Source organism: Klebsiella sp. X1-16S-Nf21, assembly GCF_002837615.1.
Classification (GTDB): Bacteria; Pseudomonadota; Gammaproteobacteria; order Enterobacterales; family Enterobacteriaceae; genus Klebsiella; species Klebsiella variicola.
Window position 1 is genome coordinate 129,855 of record NZ_PJDK01000001.1, and the last position, 14,985, is coordinate 144,839.

Annotated in this window: 12 protein-coding genes; 6 read left to right on the top strand and 6 right to left on the bottom strand. The window is 59.5% G+C overall.

All coding sequences use genetic code 11. The features are described 5' to 3' along the window. Positions 1-19 precede the first annotated feature (19 nt). The 4 genes from CW267_RS00725 to pcaH all read right to left on the bottom strand — a co-directional run bounded on the left by CW267_RS00725 (position 20) and on the right by pcaH (position 5,144). Positions 20-2,392, bottom strand: a complete 2,373-nt coding sequence (locus CW267_RS00725) for a glucose/quinate/shikimate family membrane-bound PQQ-dependent dehydrogenase (RefSeq protein ID WP_043875190.1) — start codon at positions 2,390-2,392, stop codon at positions 20-22. Positions 2,393-2,688: 296 nt separating this feature from the next. Continuing rightward, positions 2,689-3,612: a LysR substrate-binding domain-containing protein gene (locus CW267_RS00730; protein ID WP_012541541.1), complete on the bottom strand. Its 924-nt coding sequence runs from the start codon at positions 3,610-3,612 to the stop codon at positions 2,689-2,691. Positions 3,613-3,786: 174 nt separating this feature from the next. Then, positions 3,787-4,407 (bottom strand): protocatechuate 3,4-dioxygenase subunit alpha, encoded by a 621-nt coding sequence (gene pcaG / locus CW267_RS00735; RefSeq protein WP_023322731.1) that lies wholly within the window; start codon positions 4,405-4,407, stop codon positions 3,787-3,789. Further along, positions 4,404-5,144 carry a protocatechuate 3,4-dioxygenase subunit beta gene (pcaH, locus tag CW267_RS00740; RefSeq protein ID WP_008804660.1) on the bottom strand — a complete coding sequence of 247 codons (741 nt, stop codon included), beginning with the start codon at positions 5,142-5,144 and terminating at the stop codon, positions 4,404-4,406. Before pcaH ends, pcaG begins: the two co-directional genes overlap by 4 nt. A 239-nt stretch (positions 5,145-5,383) precedes the next feature. Between pcaH and CW267_RS00745 the strand changes: the two genes are divergently transcribed. Both CW267_RS00745 and CW267_RS00750 read left to right on the top strand, forming a co-directional pair. Beyond that, on the top strand, positions 5,384-6,727 hold the full coding sequence (locus tag CW267_RS00745; protein WP_008804661.1) for a VOC family protein: 1,344 nt from the start codon (positions 5,384-5,386) through the stop codon (positions 6,725-6,727). 41 nt (positions 6,728-6,768) lie between these two features. Continuing rightward, on the top strand, positions 6,769-8,274 hold the full coding sequence (locus CW267_RS00750; protein ID WP_100780979.1) for a carboxylesterase/lipase family protein: 1,506 nt from the start codon (positions 6,769-6,771) through the stop codon (positions 8,272-8,274). A 54-nt stretch (positions 8,275-8,328) separates the two neighbouring features. On the opposite strand, the gene CW267_RS00755 is transcribed toward CW267_RS00750, so the two are convergent. Continuing rightward, the gene (locus CW267_RS00755; protein WP_100780980.1) at positions 8,329-9,417 is read right to left on the bottom strand and encodes an NAD(P)-dependent alcohol dehydrogenase; all 1,089 of its coding nucleotides are present in this window, start codon (positions 9,415-9,417) and stop codon (positions 8,329-8,331) included. Between the two features lie 439 nt (positions 9,418-9,856). On the opposite strand from CW267_RS00755, the gene CW267_RS00760 reads away from it, so the two are divergent. Together CW267_RS00760 and rimL are read left to right on the top strand one after the other, a co-directional pair. Continuing rightward, positions 9,857-11,512 carry a glucan biosynthesis protein D gene (locus tag CW267_RS00760; protein ID WP_012541545.1) on the top strand — a complete coding sequence of 552 codons (1,656 nt, stop codon included), beginning with the start codon at positions 9,857-9,859 and terminating at the stop codon, positions 11,510-11,512. Between the two features lie 53 nt (positions 11,513-11,565). Further along, entirely contained in the window at positions 11,566-12,144 is a 579-nt protein-coding gene (gene rimL, locus CW267_RS00765; RefSeq protein ID WP_008804665.1) for a 50S ribosomal protein L7/L12-serine acetyltransferase, read from the top strand. Here rimL and ydcK read toward each other — a convergent pair. Continuing rightward, complete coding sequence (gene ydcK / locus CW267_RS00770; protein ID WP_039103664.1) at positions 12,130-13,110, bottom strand: YdcK family protein; 981 nt, start codon at positions 13,108-13,110, stop codon at positions 12,130-12,132. The genes rimL and ydcK overlap by 15 nt on opposite strands. Positions 13,111-13,221: 111 nt before the next feature. On the opposite strand from ydcK, the gene tehA reads away from it, so the two are divergent. Next, positions 13,222-14,226: a dicarboxylate transporter/tellurite-resistance protein TehA gene (gene tehA, locus CW267_RS00775; protein WP_039103663.1), complete on the top strand. Its 1,005-nt coding sequence runs from the start codon at positions 13,222-13,224 to the stop codon at positions 14,224-14,226. Then, positions 14,223-14,819, top strand: a complete 597-nt coding sequence (tehB, locus tag CW267_RS00780; protein WP_049009715.1) for a tellurite resistance methyltransferase TehB — start codon at positions 14,223-14,225, stop codon at positions 14,817-14,819. Before tehA ends, tehB begins: the two co-directional genes overlap by 4 nt. Positions 14,820-14,985: the final 166 nt, after the last annotated feature.

Consider the following 14,985-nt stretch of genomic DNA (forward strand, 5'->3'; position numbering starts at 1 on the left):
GCCCTTTTGCTTAGGTCGATCAGTGATGATCCGGGAGCGCGTAGGCGATGATGTAATCGCCGCGATCCGGTGACTGACGGGCGCCGCCAGCATTGATAATAATGTACTGCTTACCGGTTTTCGGTGAGACGTAGGTCATCGGGCCGGACTGGCTACCGACCGGCAGACGCGATTTCCAGATCTCTTTCCCGTTCGCGGTATCAAAGGCGCGCAGGTAGAAATCCTGGGTACCGGCGAAGAACAGCAGTCCGGACTGCGTCGACAGCGACGCGCCAAGGGTCGGCATGCCGATTGGAATGGGCATGTGCATCCGGATCCCCAGCGGCCCGGTATCTTCTACGGTGCCAACCGGTACCTGCCACACCAGTTTCCCGGTTTTCAGATCCACCGCGGACATGGTGCCGAACGGCGGTTTCTGGCACGGAATGCCCAGCGGCGACAGGAAACGTTCGCGCATGGCGCCAAACGGCGTACCTTCCATCGGCACGATGCCCATCTCGATCCCGCTGGCGTCTTTCGCCACCTTCGCGCGCGGCACCATATAGTTGGCGAGACCCAGACGCATATCGTTGACGAACATCAGGCTGTTGTTCGGATCCACCGAAACGCTGCCCCAGTTCATGCCGCCGAGCGAGCCCGGGAACTGCAGGGAACGGTCTTCACCTGGCGGGGTAAAGACGCCCTGATGGCGCATCTCTTTGAACTGAATACGGCACAGCAGCAGGTCGATCGGTGTCGCCCCCCACATATCGGATTCGGTCAACGTCTGGTTGCCGATCATCGGCATCCCTACCGAGTAAGGTTGCGTCGGAGAGTAGCGTTCACCTTTGACGTTGCCCGCCGGTACCGGACGCTCTTCCACTTTGGCCACCGGCTCGCCGGTCTCGCGGTTGAGCATAAAGATCATGCCCTGCTTGCTGGTTTGCACCAGCACCGGAGTGGTACCACCCTTGCCGTCAGGCAGATCGTACAGCAGCGGCTGAGACGGCAGGTCAAAGTCCCACAGATCGTGGTGCGTGGTCTGGAAGTGCCAGCGCACCTGGCCGGTGGTGGCATCCACAGCCACGATAGAGGAGCTGTATTTATCGTCCAGCGCGGTACGCTCGCCGCCAAAGAAATCTGGCGTGGCGTTGCCGGTTGGCAGATAGATCAGATTCAGCTTCGCGTCGTAGGACATCGCCGACCAGACGTTTGGCGTACCGCGCGTATAGGTCTGGCCTTCCGGCGGAACACCGGTCAGCGCTGGATTGCCGGGATCCCACGCCCACGCCAGTTTGCCGGTGTGGACGTCAAACGCGCGGACCACGCCCGGCGGTTCGCCGGTGGAGTAGTTATCCGCGACGCGGCCGCCCACCACTACCACATTGCCCGCTACCAGCGGGGTGGAGGTCTGCTGATAGTAGCCCGCTTTCACTTCACCCATGCCGACGCTGAGGTCGACAATACCGCCATCGCCGAAGCTTTCGCACAGTTTGCCGGTATCGGCATCAATGGCGATCAGGCGGGCGTCGATCGTCGGCAGGAACAGACGACGGGAACAGGCGGCAGGCTGCGTGCCTGACGCTGGCGCGGTTTGCGCCTGGCTATCTTCGTAATAGCCTAAGCCGCGGCAGCGCTGCCAGTTGGGCGAAGAGGATTTGGAGTCATAGCGCCATTTCTCTTTTCCGCTGTCCACATCCAGCGCCAGCACTTTGCTGTAAGGGGTGCAGACGTAGAGAGTATCGCCAATCTGCAGCGGGGTGTTTTGATCTTCCGCCCCGGAGCCATTGCTCTGCGGGATATCGCCAGTATGCGCCACCCAGGCCACCTGCAGCTGGTTGACGTTCTGTTTGTTGATTTGGTCCAGCGCGGCGAAACGGTCGCCGTGGGTGGTATTACCCCAGTGCGCCCAGTTTTTCTGCTGTTCGCCCGGCGCGACGGGCTTCACTGGCACCGCTTCAGTGGCGCTAACCAGTGGTTCGGATTTGAACATCCAGCCAAAGCTCACCGCCAGCGCCACGGCGAGAACGGCGGCGACGCCATATGCCGGGCCTTTTTTCGCCGGTGGGGTGGCGAAGAAAGGCCAGACCAGGGCGGCAAGGAAGGCCAGGACGCCGAGCGCAAACAGGCGCGAGAAGAGCGGCCAGTAGCTCCAGCCAGCGTCACTAATCGCCCAGATCACCGAGGCGATAAACGCCACGGCGTATAACAGAATACCGCCGCGGCGGTTGCGGAAAATCAACACCGCCGCGATGACCATGACCACGCCCATCAGCGCGAAGTACAGTGTACCGCCGACGAGGGCCAGTTTTGCCCCAAGAATACCCATAGCCAGACCGATGATGAGCATCAGTCCGGCGAGAAGCCACTGCAGGATCCGGGGGAATCCGCGCGGCGCGTTGCCAGTTGCCATGTAATCTCCTTAACCACTCCCGCCACTTCATCATGAACCAAATGAAACAGGTGTTTTCTGTTTTATTTTTGAATGAAGAGGTTTGTACCTTCATAAACGCAGGTTTATTGCTTGATGTGATTTCAAATGAACCATTTGGTGAAATCGCGATATGATAGATCTGTTAAAGAAATTTACGCAATTGTTAATGAATGATTTCGCACTAAATGATTATTTTGCTAAATGTGTTGCGCCGTCCGTCGCACCACATCGACGTACGTAGGCTCCCCGGCAGGGCTACCGGGGAGAAAGCGGGGTCAGGCAGGCATTGACTTGCGGATGGCGCTGAGCAAGGTTTGCGTACCTGGCGTGAGCGTCGCATCGACGCGGGTTAGAATGCCGATGGGCTCTCCGGCGCCCTGGGTGGCAATCGGCAGGGCGCTCAGCACACCCCGGCGAAGATCGTCTTTCACCGCCCCGGAAGGTACGAACCACACATAGTCAAAATCGACCGTCAGCTGGCGTGACAGCGAAGCCGAGAGGGTCTCGATACAGCCCGCGGGCATTTTACAGCCCTGGCTCTGGAGCAGCGTTTCGGCGTTTTGCCGCGGTACGGTGCCCTTCGGCGAAACGACGACGGGCCACTCCATCACCCGGCTCAGGGTCACGGTCTCCTGAAGCAGGGGGTGTCCCGGGCGAACCACCAGTTTCAGGGATTCGAGGAACAGCAGTTCATAGTTGAGTCCACTCATCAGATCCGGGTCGGACATGCGTCCGATACCGATATCGATCTCCCCGGATTTTAACCCCGCCAGCAGCATGGTGTTGTTCATGGTGGCGACCTGCAGAGTGATGTCTTTTTGCTGCTTATGGAACTGGCCGATCACCGTTGGCAGGATCCCCAGCGCGGCGGTAGGCAGCGCGCCGATACGCACAATGTCGTTATTCAGCCCCTCTTTACGGTTCAGCGCCTGACCCGCTGAGTTAAGGGCATCAAGTACCTTAACGGCATGAGTCAAAAACTGTTCGCCGACCAGGGTGAGTTGCGCCCCCAGGCGGCCCCGCTCGAACAGCCGGGTACCGGTTAGCTGTTCAAGCTCGTTAAGCGTTTTCGAGAGTGCCGGCTGGCTCAGATTTAAAGTTTCAGCCGCGCGCCCCAGCGTTCCCTGTTGAGCGACGGCCACGAAGGTGTGTAGATGGCGCAAGCGAATGCGCTGACTGAAGAGACCATTTTTTTCCATAGTAGATGATGTTAAAAACACAGCGGTGAAAGAGACAAGCGGCCTTGTTTAAATTTGATAACCAGATAGCAAAATATTATTAACATTTGACCTGATTACATTACAAGATCTTTCCCCACGGTTTAAAACGCCTTACCCCGCTGGACGGGGGGAAGGCGTTTATCGGCGTGGCCGCTAGATATCGAAAAAGACGGTTTCGTTTTCGCCCTGCAGATAAATATCGAAGCGATAGATCACTTCCGAACCACGAACCTCGCGTTCGGCGATTAAGGTTTTGCGTCTCACTTCCCACTCGATCAGATTCAGCACCGGGTCGCTGGCGTTGGCCTCATGTTCATCGGCGAAATACATCCGCGTGTTCAGGCCAATGTTGATCCCCCGGGCGACCACCCACAGGTTGACGTGCGGCGCCATCAGGCGGCCATCGCGGCCGACAACCGGGCCCGGCTTAATGGTGTCAAAGCGCCAGACGCCGGAGGTGAAATCTGAGCAGGTACGCCCCCAGCCGCGGAAGCCCGGGTCGACGGCTTTCTGTTGCTGACGGTCATCAGGATGGTTATAGCGTCCTGCGGCGTTGGCCTGCCAGATCTCCAGCAGCACATCACGGACCGGTGTTCCGGAGCCGTCGATAACCCGGCCTTCAATGGTGATCCGCTCCCCGGTGGTATCCGCGGTGGTGAGGACCGGGCCAAAGTTTTTCTCAAAAATATGAAAGCCCGCGGCGTCAGGCGCCAGACCGATATGAACATAGGGTCCCGCCGTCTGCGAGGCGGTTTCAGGCAGATACTCTTTCATCGGGCGGCCCCCTGAGTGCGATTTTCAAACAGCGTGGCGCGATGGCCGCGCAGAACAAGGTCAAAGCGGTAGGCCAGACAATCCAGCGGTACGGCGGCGTGCATGTCCAGCTCGGCGATCAGCGTGCGCACGGCGTCGTCATTATTAATGGTTCGGACGATCGGGCACTGTTTGATCAGCGGATCGCCTTCGAAATACATCTGAGTGATCAGGCGCTGCGCCCAGGCTTCACCCGAGAGCGAGAAATGAATATGCGCCGGACGCCAGTCGCTGGCCTGGTTACGCCACGGGTAGGGGCCGGGCTTGATAGTGCGAAAACAGTAATAGCCGTTTTCATCGGTCAGCACCCGGCCGCAGCCGCCGAAGTTCGGGTCAATCGGGGCCAGATACTGATCTTTTTTATGTCGGTAGCGGCCGCCGGCATTGGCCTGCCAGACTTCCACCAGGGTGTTTTTCATCGGTCGGCCAAAACCATCGCGTACGTAACCGTGCACAATGATCCGCTCGCCAATCGGCAGGCCTTCTTTGGCGTAATTAAGGATAAGATCGTTATCCAGAGGGCCCAGATCGTCACGGCTAAAGACCGGCCCGGTGATCTCTGACAATGAGTTCTGCAGGGAGATCAGGGCATTCTTCGGTGAGCGCAGGACGCTGGTTTTATAGCCCGGCGCGTAAGCGGGCGGGTGGCTACTGTAATCGCGATGGATAACCTCGCGCGGGGACCATTTGTCGTTCATCGGGTACTCCGTGTAGACGGTAGAGGGGCATGTTGTTGTAATGTCGCCAGAAACAGTGTGTGTAAATGTATTGTTAATTTAAAGTGAAATTACCGGGTGTTTTTCATAACCTTGGGTTATGTTTTGTGCAATGACTGCTAGCGGAAGCAGGTTATCGCCATCACAGTTTGTAAATTCTTCCCCCCGCCAGGAGGCAGCTTTCCTACACTCCAGGAAGTATTCACTGGAGGTAACACATCATGGCGAACACCATCACGGCTGATGAGATTCGGGAGCAGTTTTCGCAGGCCATGTCGGCTATGTACCAGCAGGAAGTTCCGCAATACGGGACGCTGCTGGAGCTGGTGGCTGACGTCAATCTGGCGGTACTGGAAAATAATCCGCAGCTGCATGAACAACTGGCCAATGCCGACGAGCTGGCGCGCTTAAACGTGGAGCGCCACGGCGCAATCCGCGTGGGCACAGCGGAGGAACTGGCGACGCTGCGTCGCATGTTTGCCATCATGGGGATGTATCCCGTCAGCTATTACGATCTCTCGCAGGCCGGCGTGCCGGTCCATTCCACGGCCTTTCGTCCCATCGACGATGCCGCGCTGGCGCGCAATCCGTTTCGGGTTTTCACCTCGCTGCTGCGCCTGGAGCTGATTGAAAATCGCGCCCTGCGCGAGCGGGCCGAGGCCATCCTTGCCCGGCGCAAAATCTTTACCCCCCGCTGTCTGGCGCTGATTGCGCAGTATGAAGCTGAGGGCGAATTCACCTCTGCCGACGCGCGCGAGTTTGTGCAGGAGGCGCTGGAGACCTTCCGCTGGCACCGGCATGCCACCGTCGATGAGGAGACCTACCATGCTCTGCATCGCGAGCACCGCCTGATTGCCGATGTGGTCTGCTTTCCGGGATGCCATATCAATCACCTCACGCCGCGGACGCTGGATATTGACCGCGCCCAGGCCCTGATGCCCGAGTGTGGTATTGAACCCAAAGCGCTGATTGAAGGGCCACCGCGCCGGGAGGTCCCGATCCTCCTGCGGCAGACCAGCTTTAAGGCGCTTGAGGAGCCGGTGATGTTCGCCGGTGAGCATAAAGGCACCCACAGCGCCCGCTTTGGCGAAATTGAGCAACGCGGCATTGCGCTAACGCCAAAAGGACGCGCACTGTACGACCGACTGCTGCAGGCGGCAGGGACAGGAAAGGACAATCTCAGCCATCAGCTGCATCTGCAGGAGGTATTCCGCGAATTCCCCGACAGCGAATTTCTGCTCCGTCAGCAGGGGTTGGCCTGGTTTCGCTACCGCCTGACGCCCGCCGGCGAGGCGCATCGCCAGGCGTTTCGCCCGGGGGACGATCCGCAGCCGCTGATTGAGCGCGGGTGGGTGGTCGCCCAGCCGATTATTTATGAAGATTTTTTACCGGTCAGCGCGGCGGGCATTTTTCAGTCTAATCTGGGCAACGAAACGCAGGCGCGCAGCCACGGGAATGCCAGCCGCGAAGCCTTTGAGACGGCGCTGGGCTGCCCGGTGGAGGATGAGTTTGCCCTGTACCGACAGGCGGAGGAGCGCAGCAAACGACGTTGCGGTCTGCTGTAAAATCAGTACCCTGCTGGCATCAGCCTTACAGGGAGCAGGTTATGCAACATCCGTCGAAACCGTTGGCGAAAACCCGCCAGGGAACCGTATCCGGGAGCGCAGAGCAGGGGATCCATATCTGGCGCGGCATTCCGTATGCCGCGCCGCCTGTGGGCCCGCTGCGCTGGCGCGCGCCGCAGCCTCCTGCCCGCTGGCAGGGCGTCCGCCAGGCCGACTCCTTTTCCGCCGCCAGCTGGCAGGACATTGACTACTGCCGTGAGCTCGGCGGCGGCGATCCCGGCGCTTTCAGCGAAGACTGCTTATATCTCAATATCTGGGCACCTGCTGCTGCGGCGCAGCCGCTGCCGGTGATGGTCTGGCTGCACGGCGGCGGGTTTACCATCGGCGCCGGCAGCCTGCCGCCTTACGATGGCAAAGCGTTAGCCAGCCGCGATGTGGTGGTGGTGACGGTCAACTACCGGCTGGGCCATCTCGGCTTTTTCGCCCATCCGGCGCTGGAAGAAGAGGCGGGCGAACGTCTCTATAATTTCGCGCTGCTCGATCAGATTGCCGCCCTGCAGTGGGTTCAGGAGAATATCCACGCCTTCGGCGGGGATGCCGCCAACGTCACGCTGTTTGGCGAATCCGCCGGGGCGCGCAGCGTGCTGTCGCTGATGGCCTCGCCGAAAGCGAAAGGGTTGTTCCATAAAGCGATTATTCAGAGCGGGTATACGTTACCCGACCTGCCGCGAGAGAAGGCGCTGGAGAAAGGCCGCTTGCTGGCGGAACACTTTGCCTTACCGCAAGCCAGCGCTGAGGAATTGCGGGCGATCCCGGCGGAGGCCTTCTGGTCGCTCACCGCGCCGCTGAACACAGGGCCGGCCCCCATCGTCGGCGACGCGGTGCTGCCGCAACCGATGCTGGAGACCTTTTTTGCCGGGCGCCAGCATCCAATGCCGGTGATGATCGGCTCCAACAGCGATGAAGCCAGCGTGATGGCCGTGTTTGGCGTCGATATCGCCGGGCAGATCCAGAAGCTGCGCCGTGAGCGCCGCCTGGGACTGGGGCTGATCAAACTCCTTTATCCCGGCGTGAAGGGCGATGAGGCGCTGGGGCGGGAAGTGTGCCGCGACATGGCCTTCACCACCCTCGGCTATGTGGTGATGCAGGCGCAGCAGCGCGTGGGGCAGCCGTGCTGGCGCTACTGGTTTGATTATGTTGCGGAGGCGGAGCATGACACCTATCCGCACGGCGCCTGGCATGGCAACGAGGTGCCCTACGTGTTTGATAACCTGCGGTTGACCGACCCGGTGTGTCAGTATGCCAGCGAAGCGGATCTGGCCTTCGCCGCTCAGGTGGCTGACTATTGGGCCCAGTTTGCCCGCGTCGCCAGCGGCGACCAGGCGCTTGCCGGCGCGGTACGCTGGCCAGCGTGCCTGCGCGGACGGGATCGTCTGTTGCGCATTGGCCTGCATAAGCGTGCCGGCTTTAAAGTGGAAAATCGCTTTATGCGCGCCCGGCTGGCGCTGTTTCGCCGGGTGATGAAGCATCACGTGACGCTGGAGTAAATGCGCTGAGGTGCGGCTGAGCAACTGCCGCCACCGGTTGGTGGCGGCATTCACTCACATCACAACCACGGGCTTTATCACCTTGCCAGACGCCGAATCGGCGAAAGCCTGGTTGATATCGGCCAGCGGGTAGCGAACGATAAGCTTATCGATAGGGAATTTCCCCTGCTTATACTGCTGCACCAGCAGTGGAATAAACAGCGCCGGGACGGCATCACCCTCAATCACCCCGACCAGCGACTTGCCCTCCGCCATCAGATCGTTCTGCACGTTAAAAGTGATATCCCCGGTAAAGCCGACGATGGCCACCGTACCTAATGGTTTCACCGCGTGCACGGCCTGCAGCACGATGGCCGATACGCCAGTGGTTTCTACCGCGTAGTGAGCGCCTTTGCCGGTGATCTGTTTGATCAGGGCGACGGCATCCTGTTCCTTGCCATTGATCTGATGGGTGGCGCCCAGTTCGCCCGCGAGGGCGAGGCGACTGGCATGAATATCGACAGCGATGATCTGCGAACAGCCGGTTAATTTCGCCGCCATGATGGCGCTGAGCCCCACGGCGCCGCAGCCAAACACCACAATGGATTCCCCAATCACCGGTTTCAGGCGGTTGAGCACCGTCCCGCTGCCGGTCTGGATGCCGCAGCCCAGCGGGCCGAGCAGGGTGAGATCGACCTCGGGGTCGACCACCACGGCGTTGCTGGCGCGGGTGACCACATACTGGCTGAAGGACGACTGGCCAAAGAACAGGGACAGATCCTGATCGCCCAGCCGATAGGGGGTGGTGCCATCCTCGCGTCGGCCGCCAAAATTAAGCGTATTAAAATCTTCGCAAGCTGAAGGGTGGTTGCTTAAACAATTTTCGCAATGGTGGCAGGCGGCATAGCTGAGCACCACGTGGTCTCCGACTCTGATACCGCTGACCGCCTCCCCGACGCTGGCGACGATCCCGGCGCCTTCATGGCCGAGGATGGCAGGCATAGGCACCACTCCCGGGTTATCGCGCATCACCGCGTCGGTATGACAGACCCCGGTGGCGACAATTTTCACTAATATCTCATCCTTCCCCGGAAGGGAGACGTCGACATCCTTGATGACGAAAGATTGCTGGTAGCCCAGCGTGACGGCTGCTTTCACTTGCATGGCATGACTCCTGAATGAATTCCCTGGAGAGCGTGGCGGGACAGCCCGAACGGCTCTCCCGTGTTGGCCGCTAACATGAAGAAATATAGCGGTTACCGGTGAAAAGTTAGCACCGGATGTGGCGGGAATTTGCGCCAATCGTGCCTAAAAAAAACGCAGGGCGGCGGGGCATAGGTGTGATGAATATACCGAAGCGAGGAAGAGCTATCCGCTCAATGGTCAGGCGAAAAAGCGGCCGGCAGTCTGTTCTTTCCCCGGCCGCACGTCGAAGGAAAAGTAAAAAAACGGGTTGTTCCGGTAGACAGGGCTTTTTTACCTTTTTTCTGCGGGCAACAATTGGATTATTAATCGTTTTTGTCTAGAGTGGGCGGAATTTATCACGCAGCGTGATGACGCGTTGCGAATCAATTCACCCGTGCAGAAGGACGCTTTCTCAGGCATGAACCGCAGACGTTTTCTTAAATCTTCCATGGCTGTTGCCGCCGTATGCGGGACGTCAGGAGTCGCTTCCTTATTCAGTCAGGCCGCTTTTGCCGAAGACGCGGGTATTGCCGACGGGCAAACGCGTCGTTTCGATTACACCGTGCTGCAGGCGATGGCCCACGATCTGGCGCGCCAGCCATGGGGCGGCGCCCCGCGCGATCTGCCGCCGACGCTGGCCAATCTGACTCCGCAGGCTTATAACAGCATCCAGTATGACGCCAACCACTCGCTATGGAACAACATCGAAGAACGCAAACTGGACATCCAGTTTTTCCACGTCGGGATGGGGTTCCGTCGCCGCGTGCGGATGTTCTCTCTTGACGCCGCCACTCAGCAGGCGCGCGAGATCCATTTCCGCCCTGAGCTGTTTAAGTACAATGACGCCGGGGTCGACACCCGCCAGCTGGAAGGGCAGTCCGACCTCGGCTTCGCCGGATTCCGGGTGTTTAAAGCGCCGGAGCTGGCGCGCCGCGATATCGTGGCGTTCCTTGGCGCCAGTTATTTCCGCGCGGTAGACAGCACCTACCAGTACGGCTTGTCGGCTCGTGGGCTGGCGGTAGACACCTTTACCGATACCCCGGAAGAGTTCCCTGATTTCACCTCCTTCTGGTTCGAAACGGTTAAAGGGGACGCCACGGTCTTTACCGTTTATGCGCTGCTGGATAGCCCGAGCATCACCGGGGCCTACAAGTTCACCATCCATTGCCAGGATACCCAGGTCATCATGGACGTGGAAAACCACCTTTATGCCCGCAAGGACATCAAACAGCTGGGTATCGCGCCGATGACCAGTATGTTCAGCTGCGGCAACAACGAGCGCCGGATGTGCGATACCATCCACCCGCAGATCCACGACTCCGATCGGCTGTCGATGTGGCTGGGGAACGGCGAATGGGTCTGCCGGCCGCTGAATAACCCGCAGAAGCTGCAGTTCAACGCCTTCCAGGACAAGAACCCGCGCGGCTTCGGTCTGCTGCAGCTGGACCGCGATTTCTCCCATTACCAGGACGTGATGGGCTGGTATAACAAGCGCCCCAGCCTGTGGGTTGAGCCGCGTAACCAGTGGGGGAAAGGGGCGGTCAGCCTGATGGAGATCCCGACCACCGGCGAAACGCTGGATAATATCGTCTGCTTCTGGCAGCCGGAAAAAGCGGTGAAGGCGGGCGACGAACTGGACTTCCGCTACCGTCTCTACTGGAGCGCGCAGCCGCCGGTGAGCACCCCGCTGGCGCGTGTGCTCGCCACCCGCACCGGGATGGGGGGCTTCCCGGAAGGCTGGGCGCCGGGCGAGCACTATCCGGATAAGTGGGCGCGTCGTTTTGCCATCGACTTTGTCGGCGGCGATCTGAAGGCCGCCGCGCCGCGCGGTATTGAACCGGTGATCACCCTCTCCAGCGGGGAAGCGAAGCAGATTGAGATCCTCTACGTCGAGCCGTTCGATGGCTACCGGATCCTCTTCGACTGGTATCCGACCTCCGACTCGACCGACCCGGTGGAGATGCGCCTGTTCCTGCGCTGTCAGGGCGAAGCCATCAGCGAAACCTGGCTCTATCAGTACTTCCCGCCGGCGCCGGATAAACGTAACTACGTTGACGACCGGATCATGAAATAATCCCGTGACAGCCGCGGCCCGCAGGCAACCCCTGCGGGCCAGTAGAGAGCCCCATGACTACAGACATTCCCGCAGTACCTGAGACGATCCCGGTGACCGACGCACTGACGCTTATCGCGATTGATGAGCGCTACGTCAGCGATCTGCACCAGCTGGTGGTGAAAAACCGCCACTGGCTGCAGCAATCGCTCAACTGGCCCGCCGAAGTGAACAGCGAAGAGGAGACCCGCCGCCATGTGCAGGGTAACGTGATTCTGCATCAGCGGGATTACGCCAAAATGTTTTTGCTGTTTCTCGACCATCGACTCGTGGGCGTCCTGTCGTTCAACCAGATCGAGCCGCAGAACAAAACGGCCTATATCGGCTACTGGATCGATGAAGATCACCAGGGGCAGGGGCTGCTTTCCCGCTCCCTGCAGGCCTTTATCCACCATTATGCCCGCAGCGGGCTGGTGCGCCGGTTTGTGATCAAATGCCGGGTGGCCAATACCCGCAGTAACCAGGTGGCGTTGCGCAATGGGTTCGTTCTTGAAGGTTGCCTCAGGCAGGCCGAGTATCTGAACGGCAGCTATGACGATCAGAATATTTACGCGCGCATTATTGACCGCGACGAGGCGCTAGAGGGCGCCTAACAGCGGCGTGCGGGTGATGTGCTGCTGGCCGTCAAGCGTTTTCGGGCCGCGCAGATGAATGGCCTCTCCCTCCTGTGCGGCAATCTGCACCTCGTCATTGATGGAGACCTGGTGCTCAACGATCACATCGCCGATGATGACTGTCCGCCCCTGGATCAGCACATCGTCGTCGAGCAGAATCGGACCACCGCGCAGCTGCGCCTCGCCCCCGACCATCGCCCGGTGCTTTAACAGGCAGTTGCCTTCAATCACCGCATTCTCCGCTACCTGCGAACTGTAGCGCACGGTGGGAATGGCATCCTCTCCGCGACCGGCGATCAGTCGCGCATGACCATAAACCCGGGCGTTATCGCACACCCAGACGTCGTTTTCTTCGTTCCCCTCCAGTCTTGCCTGGTCGAACACTTCTGCCCGATGTTCGACAAAAGCGTGCTCGACAAAGGCATCGCCGTAGATTTGCGCCTGATGAAGAATACGCGAGGCGCTAACGGTGGCTCGCTGATAAATCTGCAGGACTTTGTCGCGATCGGCGGTCAGACCGCGGGCGGCAATCACCTGGCAGTGCGGCAGGAGACGCGCCTCGTCGGCGAGGCGACAGTAACCGCGCACCAGACTATGATTAACCGTGACGTTGTCACTTATCTGCGCGTGATGGCTAATGTGCGAGGCATGAATGCATGCCCGTCCGCCGATGGCGGCCTCGTGGCTGACCACGCAGGGCCCGGTTAAGCGAGCGTCGTCGCGGATACTTGCCCCGGCGAAAACCACGCTGTTGGCATCGTAGATCCAGCACTCTCCCTGTTGGCTGAGAGCGCTTTCCGCGTCCACCCAACCGCCTTCGCTGCCTGCTTTGACGTCAGCGAAATCGATAAGCGCCACTATCTGGCGCAGGGTGACGCTCTGTTTGCCAGCCTCTTCCTGGTAACAATACTGCCGGGTCTGTTCGCTGAGACGGTATTTACGCATTCCCGATCCTCATTACTTATGGTTAACATAAACATAGCAAAGATCGCCGTAGCGCGCGGGATAAGGTTCCTTTAAAATGCAACTTCAAATTAAATTGATATCATCAACAAAATGAAGAGCAAGCAAACGCCGCGGCAGGCGCTGAACCTGCCGGCAGGCTATTTTGGTATGGTGCTCGGCACCATCGGAATGGGCTTCGCCTGGCGCTACGCCAGCACGCTCTGGCCGGTTAGCCGCAGCATCGGCGATGGTCTGGTGATGCTGGCGATCGCGATGTGGACTCTGCTCAGCATGGCGTTTATCAGCCGGGCAATTCGCTTTCCGGCGAGCGTGCTACGGGAGATGCGTCATCCGGTCAGCAGCAGCTTTGTCAGCCTGTTTCCGGCCACCACGCTGCTGGTGGCGATCGGGCTGGTGCCCTGGTGGCGACCGCTGGCGCTGGGATTGTTTGTGCCGGGGGTGGCGCTGCAGCTTGCCTATGCCGCCTGGCAAAGTGGCGGCTTGTGGCGGGGGACGCATCCTCACGAGGCCACCACGCCGGGGCTCTATCTGCCCACGGTGGCCAATAATTTCATTAGCGCGATGGCCTGCGGCGCGCTGGGATTTACCGACGCCGGGCTGGTGTTCCTCGGCGCCGGGGTCTTTTCCTGGTTGAGCCTCGAGCCGGCGATCCTCCAGCGTCTGCGCAGCGCGGGCGAGCTGCCGACGCCGCTGCGCACCTCGCTGGGGATCCAACTGGCGCCTGCGCTGGTGGCCTGCAGCGCCTGGCTCAGCGTCAACGGTGGGGAAGCGGATACCTTCGCGAAGCTGCTGTTTGGTTACGGCCTGCTGCAGCTACTGTTCATGCTGCGCCTGATGCCCTGGTATCTTCGCCAGCCGTTCAATGCTTCCTTCTGGAGCTTCTCGTTCGGTATTTCCGCGCTGGCCACTACCGGCCTGCATCTCGGCCAGGCCAGGGCGGACGGCTTTTTTCACCATCTGGCAATGCCGCTGTTTATTTTTAGCAATCTGGTTGTCGGCCTGCTGTTACTGCGCACAATTTTGCTGTTGGTGAGCGGGAAACTGCTGGTACAGGTCGACCGGGAAACACTCCTGAATAAGAAGGAAGGATCATGACAACGCGTGACGCGGATTATTTTAGTGAAAAATATGGCCTGACACGCACCCATTCCGAGGTGCTGCATGCTGCGACAGTGGTGCCGCCGGGGCGGGCGCTGGATCTGGGCTGTGGCAACGGGCGTAACAGCCTTTATCTGGCGGCGAACGGATTCACGGTGACGGCGTGGGATAAAAATCCGGTGAGCATCAATAATCTGGAAAGTATTCGCGCTGCCGAGGCGCTGGAAAATCTCCGCACCGCGGTAACCGACCTCAATAGGCTGACCTTTGATGGGGAGTATGACCTGATCCTCTCCACCGTGGTGATGATGTTCCTGGAGCCTGACACCATCCCGGGCCTGATCGCCAATATGCAGCGCTGCACCGCCGCCGGCGGCTATAACCTGATTGTGGCGGCAATGGATACCGAAGATTATCCCTGCACCGTCGGCTTCCCGTTTGCCTTTAAACCCGATGAGCTTAGTGATTATTACCAGGGCTGGGAGCTGCTGAAATACAATGAGGACGTCGGCGAGCTGCATCGCACCGACGCCAACGGCAATCGCATCAAATTGCGCTTCGCCACCCTGTTGGCGCGCAAGCCTGCCTGATACGCGGCGGCGTGGGAAGCTGAGCATGGCCCGCGCCGCATTCCCCGCCAAAGCGTGGGCAAGACAGAGATCCGTTGCGGCGAAAATGAGCCTGGAAAACCGCGCAATACGCTTTTTAAGTGATTATTTAATAACGTAATGTTCATCCTATCAATATTTATAAATC

What these genes read in the sequence shown, in the direction of transcription:
- ydcK (WP_039103664.1), bottom strand. Translation starts at nt 13,110, where the DNA reads ATGCGTAAATACCGTCTCAGCGAACAGACCCGGCAGTATTGTTACCAG.
- pcaG (WP_023322731.1), bottom strand. Translation starts at nt 4,407, where the DNA reads ATGAAAGAGTATCTGCCTGAAACCGCCTCGCAGACGGCGGGACCCTAT.
- tehA (WP_039103663.1), top strand. Translation starts at nt 13,222, where the DNA reads ATGAAGAGCAAGCAAACGCCGCGGCAGGCGCTGAACCTGCCGGCAGGC.
- CW267_RS00760 (WP_012541545.1), top strand. Translation starts at nt 9,857, where the DNA reads ATGAACCGCAGACGTTTTCTTAAATCTTCCATGGCTGTTGCCGCCGTA.
- CW267_RS00745 (WP_008804661.1), top strand. Translation starts at nt 5,384, where the DNA reads ATGGCGAACACCATCACGGCTGATGAGATTCGGGAGCAGTTTTCGCAG.
- tehB (WP_049009715.1), top strand. Translation starts at nt 14,223, where the DNA reads ATGACAACGCGTGACGCGGATTATTTTAGTGAAAAATATGGCCTGACA.
- CW267_RS00725 (WP_043875190.1), bottom strand. Translation starts at nt 2,392, where the DNA reads ATGGCAACTGGCAACGCGCCGCGCGGATTCCCCCGGATCCTGCAGTGG.
- CW267_RS00755 (WP_100780980.1), bottom strand. Translation starts at nt 9,417, where the DNA reads ATGCAAGTGAAAGCAGCCGTCACGCTGGGCTACCAGCAATCTTTCGTC.
- CW267_RS00750 (WP_100780979.1), top strand. Translation starts at nt 6,769, where the DNA reads ATGCAACATCCGTCGAAACCGTTGGCGAAAACCCGCCAGGGAACCGTA.
- CW267_RS00730 (WP_012541541.1), bottom strand. Translation starts at nt 3,612, where the DNA reads ATGGAAAAAAATGGTCTCTTCAGTCAGCGCATTCGCTTGCGCCATCTA.
- rimL (WP_008804665.1), top strand. Translation starts at nt 11,566, where the DNA reads ATGACTACAGACATTCCCGCAGTACCTGAGACGATCCCGGTGACCGAC.
- pcaH (WP_008804660.1), bottom strand. Translation starts at nt 5,144, where the DNA reads ATGAACGACAAATGGTCCCCGCGCGAGGTTATCCATCGCGATTACAGT.